This is a genomic window from Natronosalvus vescus (genome assembly GCF_023973145.1).
GTDB classification, from domain to species: domain Archaea; phylum Halobacteriota; class Halobacteria; order Halobacteriales; family Natrialbaceae; genus Natronosalvus; species Natronosalvus vescus.
This window is the reverse complement of the sequence record NZ_CP099546.1, coordinates 356,287-370,392: the sequence shown is the minus strand read 5'-3', so window position 1 is coordinate 370,392 and position 14,106 is coordinate 356,287. Positions and strand designations below refer to the sequence as shown.

Here is a 14,106-nt window from a genome sequence, read left to right as displayed (position 1 = left end):
ATAGCAATAGCGGCCGCGCGACGGCTCGAGCCGATCGAAACCTGACATTACTCGAGCCGACTGAAACCCGACATCCCTTTACTCGCGCCCCGAAAACGGCAGGTATGTTCATCGCCCTACGCACGGAAGTCGAGGCCGCCCTCGAGGGGGCACTCTCGCGCCTCGAGCTTCCGACCGACGACCTCGGGATCGAAGAGCCACCCGAAGACGTGCCGGCCGTCCTGGCCTCGAGCGTCGCCTTCCGGCTGGCCGGTGAGATGGGAGCCACCCCGCCGCAGGTGGCCGCCCAGCTCGCCGACGAAATCGACGTCGACGACCTCACCTACGTCGCTCGCCTCGAGACCCAGGGGCCGTACCTCAACTTCCTGCCCAGCGACGCCTACTTCGCCGAGACGCTCGCCGCCGGCACCGACGACGACTACGGCGCGCTCCCCGACCGCGACACCTCGGTCGTCGTCGAACACACCAGCGCGAACCCGACTGGACCTGTACACGTCGGCCGCGCCCGGAACCCGATCGTCGGCGACGCCGTCGCCAACCTGCTCGAGGTGGCGGGCTACAACGTCGAGCGCCACTACTACGTCAACGACGCCGGCCGCCAGATGGCGGTCTTCACCTGGGCCTACGAGACGTTCGGCGAGGACGACCTCGAGTCCGACTCGGATCGCGACCGCATCGAGTACGATCTCGTCCGATACTACCAGAAGGGGAACGCCTACCTCGAGGAAGCCGACGAGGAAGCCGTCGAGGCCGCCGAAGCCGAGATCCAGACCATCCTCCAGGGCCTCGAGGCGGGCGACGAAGCCACCTACGAGCGCGTCCAGGCAGTCGTCGACCAGGTGCTCGGCGGCATGCGCGAGTGCCTCGAGCGCCTCCCCGCCGAGTTCGACGAGTTCGTCAAGGAGACCCGGTTCATGCGCGACGGGAGCACACAGGAGCTGGCCGATCGCCTCCGCGAGACCGAGTACGCCGTCCTCGAGGAGGGCGCCTGGCAACTCGACCTCGAGGAGTGGGGAATCGAGAAGAAGCTCGTCTTCCTGCGCTCGGACGGCACCTCGCTGTACACCACCCGCGACCTGGCCCACCACGAGTGGAAGTTCGACACATACGACCGCGCGGTGACCGTCCTCGGCGAGGATCACAAACTCCAGGCGAGACAGCTCGAGGCGACCCTCGATCTGTTGGGCAACGACACCGACGCCCTGGATTCGATCCACTTCTCGTGGGTCAACCTCCCCGGCGGCGAGGGGATGTCCACCCGCCGCGGGACGGGGATCATGCTGGACGACCTGCTGGACGAGGCGATCGATCGCGCCCGCGATGAAGTCGAGAGCCGCCTCGACGACCGCATCCGCGACGACGACCTCGACGACGCGGACGTCGACCGGATCGCCCACCAGGTCGGGATCGGCGCGGTTCGCTACGACATCGTCTCCAAGCAACCCACGAAGGGGATCACCTTCGAGTGGGAGCAGGCGCTGGACTTCGAGGCCCAGTCGGCCCCCTACGTCCAGTACGTCCACGCCCGCTGTTGTGGAATTCTGGACGAAGCCGGCATCGGCGTCGACGGCGACGTCGAGACCGAGGTGGATGCCGATCTGCTCGAGACCGACGCTGAACGCCACCTGCTCGAGACCATCGCCCGCTTCCCCGCCGTGATCGAGGAGGCGGCGGACGACCTCGAGCCCCACCAGGTCGCAACCTTCACCCGCGAATTCGGCGAGGCGTTCAACGGCTTCTACCGGGAGTGTCCCGTCCTCGCCGACGACGTCGACCCCGAGGTGCGCGAGGCCCGTCTGGCGCTGGTCGCGGCCTCGAGGCACACCATCGCGAACGCGCTCGGTGTGCTGGGGGTCGCAGCGCCGGAGTCGATGTAGTCGGCCACGCCAACTACTGACACGGGATAGAGATCTTCGAGGAACCGGGCGAATGTCGCCACTGAATCACCGGCCCACACTTTCTCGAGGGAACGACCGTCGAGCTTCGAACCGTTGGACGTGATAACGCGTCGTTCCTTCAGGAACTCATCAACGATCCAGCCGTCGGCGAGAGTTTGCACTCCTCGAGGGCGACTACGTCGACCTTCACCGGTAAGGTTACTGGCGGCGGAATGGCTGGACGATCAGTGGAAAAGGAGTGCGACGATCAGTGAGAAAGGAGCACCCGACGATCAGTGACGTCGAGGATTCAGCCTCGAGACAGCTCGTCGAACGCCGCCGCAGCCGTTCGCGTCCCCTTCGCGATCAAGACGTCACCCGCCCGCACGTCCGCATCCGCGTCGCCGACCAGCAGCCACCCCTCCTCGGGTCGGCGAATGGCGATCACGGACATCGTCGTCTCCGTCTCGGGCATCCCGTCGGTGATCGTGCGACCCTCGAGTTCGCTCCCCGCCTCGACGACCACGCGGGCGATGATCTCGTCGCTCTCCTCGACGGCCATCCGCACGACCGGGTGGACGTCGATGTCGCGGAAGACGCCCTCGCTGATGTCGACCGCGGCGTCGCTGATCACTTCGGTCGCACTCCCGAGGTGGATCAACCCACGGAGGCGAACCGGATCCTCGGCGTCGGCGGCCGCCTGGAGCGTCCAGGCCTCGAACCGCGACTCGAGCGCGTCGACTTCCACCTCGAGGTTCTGTACCTCCTCGGCGAGCCCCTCGCTGTCGAAGAGGACGCTGCTGTAGGCCAGGTCGACCGCCAGCTCCGAGAGGTTCTTCATCAGGACGATGGTGTCGACGGCCCGCTCGAGATCCGGCAAATCCGGTTTGTCGATCACCGGCGGCTCGTGAGGCGTGCCCGTCATGGTCTCGTAGACCTCCTCGATGCCCGCGTCGGGCCCGCGCATGAACGCGACGTCCTCTGCCTCGATCGTCGTCTCCGGGCCGGGATTGAGCAGCCACTCGGTGCCCCGCCGGAGCGCGATGACCCGCACCCCCGTCTCGGACTCGAGGTTGATGTCCTTGAGCGTGCGCGCGACGTATGTCGAGTCCGTCGTCACGACGCCCCGGACGAGCGTTTCGACGGCCTCCGGGAGGGCCGCCCGCATCGCATCCGGGAGGCCGATATCCTCGAGGACGATCTTCGCGATGTCGCCGGCCGCGTCGCTGATCTGGTCGGCAGCCGCGACGATCCCGAGCACCGGGGCCAGCTGTTCGGCGTCGTCCGGGTTGCGCGCGGCCATCATGAGGCTCATTCGGCCGCGCATCTCGAGGAGATCCATGCGCGACTCGAGGCGGAGAACCTCCCGTGCGAGATCCTCGTTGCGGTGTAACACCGCCGAGTAGGCGAGATCTATCAAGAGCTCGGCGGTGTCTTTCATCTCGATCAGCACGTCCTTCACGCTGACCGGCTCGTACTCGATCGGCGTGGACGGTGCTTCGTCCGCGAGTGGATCCATGTCCGTACCTCCCACCGCGGAGAAAAAAACGTTTCCCGCCTCGCCGGCCGACCCAGCGCACGCGTGTCTCGGCACCGCACACATCCGACACGGTTTTTGCCCGCCGCACAGAATCGACGGCCAATGCTCGACCGGACGACCCTGCGTGAGACGCCCGAGGCGGTTCGCGAGGCCCTCGAGAATCGAGGGGCCGACGACGTCGACCTCGAGGCCGTCCTCGCGGCAGACGAGGAGTGGCGCGACCTGAAAGCCCGCGGCGACGACCTTCGCCATCAACGCAACGAAGTCAGCTCGAAGATCGGCGAGCTGAAACAGGCCGGCGAGGACGAGGCGGCCGAAGAGGCCATCGAGCGCTCCCAGTCGCTCAAAACCGAGATCGAGGCGGTCGAAACTCGGGCGAACGAACTCGAGGCCGAACTCGAGGAGCGACTGCTCGAGTTCCCCCAGCTGCCGGACGAGAGCGTTCCGGTCGGCGAAGACGAGACGGACAACGTCGAACACCGCCGCTGGGGCTTCGACGACCTGCGCGTGCGCCCGGAGGACGTTACCCCGCACTACGACCTCGGCGAGGAACTCGACATCATCGACGAGGCCCGTGGGGCGAAAACGACGGGGTCGGGCTTTTATTTCCTCAAGGGCGACGGCGCTCGTCTCGAGCACGCGCTGATCCAGTTCATGCTGGACGTCCACCGCGAGCAGGGCTACGTCGACGTCTTCCCGCCGGTTCCGGTCACCAGCGAGTCGATGCGGGGCACCGGTCAGCTCCCGAAGTTCGCCGACGACGCCTACCGCCTCGGCGGCAGCAACGAGGACGAGTACGGCGACGACGACCTCTGGCTCTGTCCGACCGCAGAGGTGCCGGTCACCAACATGTACGCCGACGAGATCCTCCTGAAGGACGACCTCCCGCTGAAACATCAGGCCTACACGCCGAACTTCCGCCGAGAAGCTGGCGAACACGGCACCGAGACCCGCGGTATCGTCCGCGTCCACCAGTTCAACAAGGTCGAACTCGTCAACTTCGTCGAACCGGCAACGAGCGTCGATCGACTCGAGGCCCTGCTGGAGGAAGCCGAAGCGGTGCTTAGGCGCCTCGGGCTCCCCTACCGCATCCTCGAGCTCTGTACCGGCGACCTGACCTTCGCCAGCGCGAAGACGTACGACATCGAGGTCTGGGCCCCCGGCGACGACATGGACGACGGCCCCGAGGAAGGCGGGCGCTGGCTCGAGGTCTCGAGCGCCTCCAATTTCAAGGCGTTCCAGGCCCGTCGGGCCGGCCTGCGCTACCGCCCAGAGCGCCACGAATCGGCTGAGTACCTCCACACGCTCAACGCCTCGGGGCTGGCGCTTCCCCGGGTGATGGTGGCGGTGCTCGAGTACTACCAGAACGAGGACGGGACGGTCACGATTCCGGAGGCGCTGCGTCCGTACATGGACGGGCAAGAGATCATCGAGGGCCACGAAAAAGTCGGCGAGAGCGCGCTCGGGGCCGGCGAGCGCGAGTGAACGAGGTCTGCGAATACGGGTACACGATACTCGGGACACGATTTTAATCGAGTTGGTCACAAGTACCCGCGTCGGCGACCACTCGAGCGGTTTTCACCCATCGACGGATTCGCATTCACAGTTGGTCTCGAGCGCACAACGAGCGCCCCGCTTCAGTGGCTCAGCACCGTAGTGGCCCGGTGATCGCCTCGAGAGAATCCATCAAACCCGGAACCAGCGGGACGGTGACGCCGTCAGTAGACGTCGAACACCGCCGGGAGCACGTCGGGCATGACGTAGACGAACAGCATCGCCCAGAACCCGACGAAGATCGCGTAGTAGAACAGTGGGATCAGGTTCAACCGGATCACGCGCCCCTCCTGGCCAACGAGACCGACGGTCGCCAGCGCCGCGACGATGTTGTGGATTGCCACGAGGTTGCCGACCGCGCCACCGACGGCCTGGGTGCCGACCATGATCTGACTCGAGATACCGAGTTCGTGGGCGGCGGTGAACTGGAAACCGCCAAAGGTAATGTTCGAGACGGTGTTCGAACCGGCCATCGCCGCTCCGAGGCCGCCGATCAGCGCCGCGATGAACGGGTAGGCCGGGCCGAACAAGTTCGCGGTCGCGATCGCCAGCAGTTCGATCATGCTGTCCTCGAACGCCGCCCCGGGTGCCTGACCGGAGAGGAGCATCACCTGCACCATCGCGATGACGAACACGAGGGCAATAAACGGCGAAACGAGTTTCTCACCGGCCTCCCTCCAGGCCTCCTTGACCTGCCCGCCGTTCATGCCGAACAGCGGGATCGCGATCAGCGCGCTCAGGATCAGCCAGAACCCGGGGACGTTGACCCACGCGATGTCCGCAGACAGTCCCTGCCCGAAGATGTCCCCCCAGGCGAGAACCATACCGATCGTGAACTCGCCGACGGGAGTGGCGACGTCGACACCGAAGTCTGCATCGGTGAGGAACTCGGCAATTGGATCCCAGACTCGCGTGATCACGAGCAGGACGACGAGGAAGATGTACGGCGACCACGCCCTCAACAGCGACATCGACGAACCGCCGGTCGTGTCGGGGCCGTTTACCCCTTCGGCACCGGGTTCGATCGTTCCGACCCAGTGGGCGGGCCACTCCTCGCGTGGCGGGAAGTCCCACTCGTCCTCGGGCTGAAAGTAGCCGGCGCGCAGCAGGGCCACCGTGATTGCGCCCCCGACCATCGCCCCGATCAGCGACGGGAACTCGGCGGTGAGGAACCACGCCGAGAGCCAGTACGGAATCGCGAACGCGATGCCGGCGAACAGACACAGCGGGGCGACCTCGAGAGCCGGCTTGATCGAGCGTTCCTCCCGCGGGCCGAAGAAGTACACCACCATCCCGACGGCGAACAGTGGCATGACGAACCCGACCAGCGCGTGGTAGGTCGCCGCCCACGCCGCGACCTCGTTCGAGTACTCGGCGACGGTCATCCCGCCGTCGGTGACGATCTCGTCCTCGTAGACCTCGAGCGGGTCGCGGATCCCGACGATGATCGGCGTTCCGACCGCGCCGTACGTCACGGCGATGATGTGACCGATCAGCGCCGCGATCACCGCCGCCAGCGCCGGGAAGCCGAGCGCGAGCAACAGCGGGGCGACGACCGCCGCAGGCGTGCCGAACCCGGCGGCCCCCTCGATGAACGTTGCGAGGAAGAACGCGAGCAGGACGATCTGGACGCGTCGATCCTCCGACACCGCGGCGAAGCCGCGGTTTATCCGATCGAATGCACCGGCCTGCATCAGCGTGTACAGCAACACCAGCGCGCCGAAGACGATCCACAGAATCGTCAGCGCCGTCATCACGCCGACGATCGAGGCACTCGCGAGCCACGTCGGCGAGTTGTTCCACCAGATGAGCCCGACGACGAGGGCGACAATCCACGCGATGGGCATCGCCCGGGTCGCCGGCCACAGCAGTCCAACCAGCAGTACGGCGACGACCAGCAAGGGCAGCGCCGCCAGGATGACGTCCATCACCATGCGTTACCACCGACCTGCCGACCGAACGAATGAGATTGTTTCGTGTTCATTGTGAACACTCACCGCAATGTGACCTGTACGAGATAATAAGTGTATACCACGGTTTATCACGTCGAACTGGGTGAGCGGGCGTTCGAGAGGCTACGGCGCTCGAGACGATTGCGCATCCTGATCCCTGCTCGAGGTATCCCGGCAACCCACTTTTAAGCATATCGCCCACTACCGTTCTATCACACATCCTCGAGGCAGCTGTCTCATGTCAGGGCACATCTCACCACCACCGGACGAACCAGCGACCGACAGCCGAGTGACCTACGACTACCGGAGCGACGACGTCGACCGCCCCGCGCTCGTGGCCGACCTCGAGCGCGTCGTCGACGGCGACGTCCGGGCGGATTCGTACTCGCGAAACCTGTACGCGACGGATGCCAGCATCTACGAGATGCTGCCGATCGCCGTCGTCTTCCCGACCTCGACCGCCGACGTTTCGGCGACCGTCTCCTACTGCGCTCGCCGGGGGATTCCGGTTCTCCCCCGCGGCGGCGGCACCAGTCTCGCCGGCCAGACCGTCAACGAAGCCGTCGTCCTCGATTTTACCCGCGAGATGGGCGACGTCCTCGCGGTCGACCCCGACAGCCGGCGGGCCGTCGTTCAGCCAGGCACCATCCTCGGCGAACTCAACGAGCGCCTCGCACACCACGGCCTCAAGTTCGCCCCCGACCCGGCCTGGGGCGACAAGAGCGCCATCGGCGGCGCGATCGGCAACAACTCCACCGGGGCACACTCCCTGCAGTACGGCAAGACCGACGCCTACGTCGAGGAATGCGAGGTCGTCCTCGCCGACGGCACCGTCACCCGCTTTGGCGAGGTGTCCCTCGAGGAACTGCCCGAGCTGGCCGATGGCGACGACCTCGAGGCCCGAATCTACGCCGAAGTCCACCGCATCCTCGAAGAAGACGGCGACCTGATCGAGGAAACCTACCCCGACCTCAAACGGAACGTCTCCGGCTACAACCTCAACTGGCTGCTCGAGGATGCCCGCGGAAGCGAACGCGGAATCGGCGAGCGAACCAGCGAGGGCGGGACGATCAACCTCGCGAAACTACTGTGTGGCAGCGAAGGCACCCTGGCGATCGTCACCGAGGCGACTGTCTCGCTCGAGCCCATTCCCGAGACGAAGAGCATGGTGTTGCTCGCCTACGAGAGCGTGATCGACGCCGTCTCCGACGTGGCCCCGATCGTCGAACACGACCCCGCGGCGGTCGAACTGGTCGACGACGTATTGATCGACCTGGCGAAGGAGACCGCGGAGTTCACCGACGTGACCGAAATGCTCCCCGACGGGACGGGGGCGGTGTTGCTCGTCGAGTTCTACGCCGAGGACGACCTCGACGGCAAGCGGAAGGTGGCGAACCTGCTCGCCGATCGCCACCCCGAAGCCGAGCCGACCGGAGAACCGGATCCCGCCGAACAGCGCCTCGCCCTCGACGTCGAGGGCCGCGCGTTCGGCGTCATCGAGGCCTACGACGAGGCCGACCAGGTGCAGATCTGGAAGCTCCGTAAGTCCGGGCTCCCGATCCTCCTCTCGCGGACGAGCGACGAGAAACACGTCGCGTTCATCGAGGACACGGCGATCCCGCCCGAACACCTCCCCGAGTTCGTCGCCGATTTCCAGGACGTCCTCGAGGAGCACCACACGTACGCGAGCTTCTACGCCCACGCCGGCCCCGGGGTCTTGCACATTCGCCCGCTGGTCAACACCAAGACCGAAGACGGGCTCCAGAACATGGAGTCGCTCGCCGACGCCGCCACCGACCTCGTCGTCGCGTACGACGGCTCCGTCTCGGGCGAACACGGCGACGGCCGGGCGCGAACCCAGTGGAACCGGAAGCTGTACGGCGAGGAACTCTGGGAGACCTTCCAGCGCCTGAAGACCGCGTTCGATCCCGACTGGCTGCTCAACCCCGGGCAGGTGGTCTTCCGCGACGACGAGCCGACCGACATGACCGAGAACCACCGCTTCGGCCCCGACTACGCGTTCGAGGCCGGCTTCGACCCCGCGCTCGAGTGGGACGTCGACAACGGCTTCCAGGGCATGGTCGAACTCTGTCACGGCTGTGCCGGCTGTCGCGGCGGCCAGTCGACCACCGGCGGGGTGATGTGTCCGACCTTCCGTGCCAGTCAGGAGGAGATCACGAGCACCCGCGGCAGGGCGAACGCGCTGCGCCAGGCGATGAGCGGCGGGCTCGAGCGCGACGAGGCGTTTTCCGACGAGTTCCTCGCGGAGGTGCTCGACCTCTGTATCGGCTGTAAGGGCTGTGCGACCGACTGCCCCAGCGAGGTCGACATGGCGAAGCTCAAAGCCGAGGTGACCCACGAACACCACCAACGACACGGCTCGAGCCTGCGCGACCGACTCTTCGCGAACGTCCACGAGCTCTCGGCGTTGGGGTCGCGGCTCGCGCCGCTGTCGAACCTCGGGCCGAAGCTGCCGGGGGCGCGCTGGCTCCTCGAGCGGACGGTCGGGATCAACGCCGACAAGCCCCTGCCGCGGTTCTACCGGCACACGTTCACCGACTGGTTCGAGGCGCGTGGCGGCTCGCAGGTGCCGGTTGCCGAGGCCGACCGCCGCGTCGTCGTCTACCCGGACACGTTCACCACCTACAACAACCCCGACGCCGGGCAGGCGACCGTTCGGGTGCTCGAGGCCGCCGGCGTCCACGTCGACGTCCCCACGGGCGACGGCGATGGGGTCGAGGTTGGCGACACCGGCCGCCCGGCGTTCTCGAAGGGGTTTCTCGATCAGGCAGCACAAACGGCTCGGGAGAACCTCACAGCACTCGAGCCCGCCGTCGAGGAGGGCTGGGACGTCGTGGTGGTCGAGCCCTCCGACGCGGTCATGTTCCAGTCCGATTACCTGGATCTGCTCGGCGAGGACGCACGGCCGCTCGCAGACGCCACCTACGGCGTCTGTGAGTACCTCGATACGTTCGGGCTGGACAAGACCCTCTCGTTCGCGCTCGAGGCCGCCGAACAGTCGCTCACCTACCACGGCCACTGCCACCAGAAGGCGACCCGGAAGGATCACCACGCCGTCGGCGTGTTACGCCGGGCGGGCTACGCGGTCGATCCGCTCGATTCGGGCTGCTGTGGTATGGCCGGCTCCTTCGGCTACGAGGCCGAACACGCCTCGATGAGCGACGCCATCGGCTCGATCCTCTTCGAGCAGGTGGAGGCGAGCGACGGCGACCGGGTCGTTGCCCCCGGTGCGTCCTGTCGGACGCAGCTTACAACCCGGGAACGGCGGGCTGATCTGCCGAAGACGCCGATCGAGTTCGTGGATGCGGCCCTGGCCCTCGAGTGACGGTTCGCGGACGGGCTCCGGGGACGATGACCGGACAACAGCCGAATCGAAGTATTAAAGGCCGAATCGTGGGGAGATACGTACAGGAATGATCGAGGTACCTCTCCAGACAATCGACAATATCATGCTCGAGTTGCACATGGGCCACGCCCTCATGGGGTTGCTCGTGCTCGCGATTCTTGGGACGCTGCCGCTGAAGTCGATGAAGATCATGGGACTCAACCTGATCCTGGTCGGCACGCTGTTCGTCCTCACGCCGGTGAGCGCCACGGGTGATATGATCGTCTTCCGGCTGATCGGTGTCGCCCTGGTCGTGATCGGGCCGATGCTGTACGTCGCCGGTCGATAATTACACTCCACTCGTTGCTGTCTCTGTACCGTCTTTCGGATCGTTCGTGCGGTTTTTCTCGCCGTCACGCTGGTCGGTTGTGGGTAGCGTGTGCCTCGAGCGACTCGCTCCAGTCTCCCGCGAGTGGTCGTGAATTGTGCGTTACGAGTGGTGTGTCGTGCGTCGAGAACCGTTCTCGAGAATCCCAATGAAGGCACTGTCCTGCCGATCGCCTGCTACAGAGCCCGCGAGACGCGGCGACAACGATCCCGACCACTCCCCCACCAACGCGGCCTCACCCTCCCCAGCCGACTCGTTCGCTCCCGGCGGTCGCTCACTCGCCCCTCGCGCGCAGTCAACCGCGCGCTCTCGCCGGTGCTCGAGCGCGGTGCCAGCACGCGCCCGGGGCTTTCACCGCCCGGCAATCCAGCAATCCGCCAATCCGTCCAGGCCGGGAACGCGACTCGAGGACGGCGGACGACGAGAGTCGCGTTCCTCGGGGGAGGGCAGGCCGCAGGCGTCGGGCCGTCACTCACCGACCAGTGACTCGTACTGGGCGCCGGTCTGTTTCAACGTCTGCGTCGAGTACAGCCGTTCGTGCTCGACCGGGAGGTAGTCGTCGGCCAGTTCGTCGATCTTCGCGTCGACGGCGTCCTGATCGCGGCCGTGGATCATCGTGAACAGGTTGTAGGGCCACTCGAGGTCGGGTCGACGCGGCCGGTGATAACACAGCGTGACGTACGGGAGCGAGCCAGCCCGCTCGCCCCACTCGTCCAGACGGTCGTCGGGGACGTCCCAGACGACCATGCAGTTGGCGTCGAACCCCGTCACCATGTGGTTGACGATGCAGCCGATTCGCTTGATACAGCCGTCGTCCTGGAGGCGGGTGACGGCCTCGAGGACGTCGTCGACGGCGACCGGTTCGTCGAGGTCGGTCTCGAGGGCAGCCGCGATATCGCCGTAGGGCGTCTTCGAGAGCGGGAACCCGTCCTGGATCTCGAGGAGTAATGCGGCGTCGAACCGCGAGAGGTCGCCGGCCGCGTCCTCGCTGATCCGGGTGGCGGAGGCGTCGGTGCCCGACTCGAGCGATTCGCGCGCGAAACTGTCGCTGTTGACGACCGGGAACTCGAGGTCGATGTAGTAGTCGGTGAGCATCGGCAACACGAGGACGGGACAGCCGGTTCGCTCCTCGATTTCCTCGAGGATGCGATCGCGGGTTGCCCGGGAACCGGCAGTCACCACGAACCACATGTTCCACTCGTGATCGCGTGCGTAGTTGTGGTTGACCTGCTGGTAGCCGTTGATGACCTCGGCGATGTCGTCGAATCGGTCGTCGGGGGCCTTGACCGCCGCCAGCGTCGAGGAGCCGATCACCGGCGGATTTAGGACGGCCCCGAACCGCCGGAAGACGCCAGCTTCGCGGAGTCGCTGGACGCGCTCGAGGGCGTCGTCCTCGTCGATCTCGAGGGCCTTGCCGAGGGTTCGAAAGGGGCGTTCCGCGATGGGGAAGCCGCTCTGGTAGCCGTCGATGATCGCGGCGTCGACGTCGTCGATCGCCTCGCGCCAGTCGTCCAGCGTCGACCGGGGCCGGGGACGGGAACTCATTGGCGAGCCTAGGGAGGGTTCGTACCTATTGCTTTCGGGTCTCTCGAGCCGTGGGCAGGTGCTGGGATGGCACGGGTGTAGGCATACCCAGGCGAGAGAGACGACGGCCAGTTATCCGCAAACCGTTCCGATCGGGTGCAAGCCGGTTCCGGGGGCACACGGGAATTATCCCCACTGAGCGCAAACAGAGACCTATGTCCCGCATCGAAATCGCCGAACTCGAGGACGCCGAACTGCGGTCGGTACTCGGCACCGGCGGCACGGGCGTGCTGTCGTTTTCGACCGAGGGTGACGAACCTCCGCGGACGATTCCGGTGTCCTACGGGTACGACCCCCTCGAGTCGACGTTTTACTTTCGCCTCGCAACGTCGCCGAACCACCCGCCCAACACGCTCGACGGCCACGCGGTCTCGTTCGTCGCCTACGACACGGACGACCCGGACGACGCGGCGATCGACGGGAAGAGCGAGAACGGTACGAACGACAAGAGTGGCACGAACGACAGGTGGTGGAGCGTCGTCGCCAAAGGCCGATTCGAGGACATCGAACGCGAATCGATCGGTACGGACGCCCTCGCGGGCCTCGAGCGCGTCGAGATCCCCCTCATCGACATCTTCGGGACGCATCCTCGGGAGATCGACTTCGCGTTCTGTCGGCTCGAGCCGACGTCGCTGACGGGGCGTCGGGAATCGAGTACCACGCTCTGAGTGTCGGTTCGACACGGATATCACAACTCGAGCAGCGTCCTCGAGCGGGCGACCTCCACCCAAAACGGGACGCTTTTCCCCCGTCCGTTCGAACCTCGAGACATGACCCAGGCTACCCAGAAATTCGGCGAGTGGCCGCTGAAACGCCTGCTGACCGAACTCGTCGGCTCCGGCCCGAAGTCGGCCGACGATATGAACCGTGAGCAGGCTCGAGAGGCGTTCCAGCGCATCCTCGCGGGCGAGCCCGATCACACCACGCTGGGGGCGTTCTGGCTGGCGAACCGCTGGAAGAAGAACACCCCCGAGGAGCTGGCCGCGTTCACCGACGTCATGCGCGAGGAGAGCGTCGTGACCGCCGAACCGGACTGTGACCCGGTCGACTGTGGGGCGAACTACGACGGGAAACACACCACGGCCGTCCTCGGCGTCGCCGCCGGCATCGTCGCCGCCGCGGCGGGAACTCCCGTCGTCGCCCACTCCGGCGACCGCGTTCCGACCCAGAAGGCGACGGCGTACAAGCACGTCCTCGACGAACTCGGCGTCCGGACAGAACTCGAGCCCACGGAGTCCGCCGAGATGGTCGACGAGACCGGCTTCGGCTTCTACTACCAGCCGAACTTCAACCCCGGGATCCACGACCTGTACGAGCGACGCGACCGGATGGGCGTCCGGACGTTCGTCAACACGATCGAAACCGTCGCCAACCCGGCCAACGCTGACGTCCACCTCGGCTCGTTCTACCACCTCGCGTTCGCGAAGAAGATGTGCGACCTCGTCGCCGAGAGCGAGCAACTCGAGTTCTCCCGCGTCCTGATGTTCCAGGGGATGGAGGGCTACGACGACATCCGGCCAGGGTACACGAAAGTCGCGGATTGGCGGGAGGGCGACTTCGACGACTTCGAGATCGAAACGGCCGAGTACGGGATGGAAATGGAGAGCGAGGATCTCGCGGTCGACGACGTCGACGCCGACTCCGCCGCGATCACCGAATCCGTCCTCGCCGGCGAGCGAGACGATCACTTCGCCGACGCCGTCGCGCTCAACGCCGCCTTCCGATTGTTCGCCCGTGATGACGTCGACGACCTGGAGGACGGGCTCGAGCGGACTCGCGACGTCATCGCCGACGGGAGTGGTGCGGCGGTGCTCGAGGAACTGCGCGCGTTCTGATCACCCGGATCGCGTTCAGGCCCCGACAAT

At 66.1% G+C, this 14,106-nt stretch carries 10 protein-coding genes; 7 read left to right on the top strand and 3 right to left on the bottom strand.

Annotated elements, in window-relative coordinates:
* Positions 1 to 104 precede the first annotated feature (104 nt).
* Complete coding sequence (gene argS, locus NGM68_RS01645; protein WP_252699923.1) at positions 105 to 1,877, top strand: arginine--tRNA ligase; 1,773 nt, start codon at positions 105 to 107, stop codon at positions 1,875 to 1,877.
* A 310-nt stretch (positions 1,878 to 2,187) separates the two neighbouring features.
* Here the strand turns inward: argS and NGM68_RS01640 are convergent, their stop codons facing one another.
* Positions 2,188 to 3,396: a potassium channel family protein gene (locus NGM68_RS01640; protein ID WP_252699922.1), complete on the bottom strand. Its 1,209-nt coding sequence runs from the start codon at positions 3,394 to 3,396 to the stop codon at positions 2,188 to 2,190.
* Positions 3,397 to 3,519: 123 nt separating this feature from the next.
* Between NGM68_RS01640 and serS the strand changes: the two genes are divergently transcribed.
* Positions 3,520 to 4,902: a serine--tRNA ligase gene (gene serS / locus NGM68_RS01635; protein ID WP_252699921.1), complete on the top strand. Its 1,383-nt coding sequence runs from the start codon at positions 3,520 to 3,522 to the stop codon at positions 4,900 to 4,902.
* Positions 4,903 to 5,135: 233 nt separating this feature from the next.
* On the opposite strand, the gene NGM68_RS01630 is transcribed toward serS, so the two are convergent.
* A complete protein-coding gene (locus NGM68_RS01630; protein WP_425493606.1) occupies positions 5,136 to 6,899 on the bottom strand; it encodes an L-lactate permease in 1,764 nt (587 codons plus the stop codon).
* A 262-nt stretch (positions 6,900 to 7,161) separates the two neighbouring features.
* Between NGM68_RS01630 and NGM68_RS01625 the strand changes: the two genes are divergently transcribed.
* From NGM68_RS01625 to NGM68_RS01615, 3 genes are all read left to right on the top strand, one after another.
* Positions 7,162 to 10,269, top strand: coding sequence for an FAD-binding and (Fe-S)-binding domain-containing protein (locus NGM68_RS01625; protein WP_252699919.1), 3,108 nt, complete (start codon positions 7,162 to 7,164; stop codon positions 10,267 to 10,269).
* Between the two features lie 88 nt (positions 10,270 to 10,357).
* Positions 10,358 to 10,618 (top strand): DUF8006 family protein, encoded by a 261-nt coding sequence (locus NGM68_RS01620; RefSeq protein ID WP_252699918.1) that lies wholly within the window; start codon positions 10,358 to 10,360, stop codon positions 10,616 to 10,618.
* Positions 10,619 to 10,765: 147 nt separating this feature from the next.
* Positions 10,766 to 11,143, top strand: a complete 378-nt coding sequence (locus NGM68_RS01615) for a hypothetical protein (RefSeq protein WP_252699917.1) — start codon at positions 10,766 to 10,768, stop codon at positions 11,141 to 11,143.
* Here NGM68_RS01615 and ahbB read toward each other — a convergent pair.
* Positions 11,126 to 12,202, bottom strand: coding sequence for a siroheme decarboxylase subunit beta (ahbB, locus tag NGM68_RS01610; RefSeq protein WP_252699916.1), 1,077 nt, complete (start codon positions 12,200 to 12,202; stop codon positions 11,126 to 11,128). The two genes, NGM68_RS01615 and ahbB, sit on opposite strands and share 18 nt — an antisense overlap.
* 194 nt (positions 12,203 to 12,396) lie before the next feature.
* On the opposite strand from ahbB, the gene NGM68_RS01605 reads away from it, so the two are divergent.
* On the top strand, positions 12,397 to 12,909 hold the full coding sequence (locus NGM68_RS01605) for a pyridoxamine 5'-phosphate oxidase family protein (RefSeq protein WP_252699915.1): 513 nt from the start codon (positions 12,397 to 12,399) through the stop codon (positions 12,907 to 12,909).
* A gap of 102 nt (positions 12,910 to 13,011) precedes the next feature.
* Positions 13,012 to 14,076 (top strand): anthranilate phosphoribosyltransferase, encoded by a 1,065-nt coding sequence (locus tag NGM68_RS01600; protein ID WP_252699914.1) that lies wholly within the window; start codon positions 13,012 to 13,014, stop codon positions 14,074 to 14,076.
* Positions 14,077 to 14,106 lie beyond the last annotated feature (30 nt).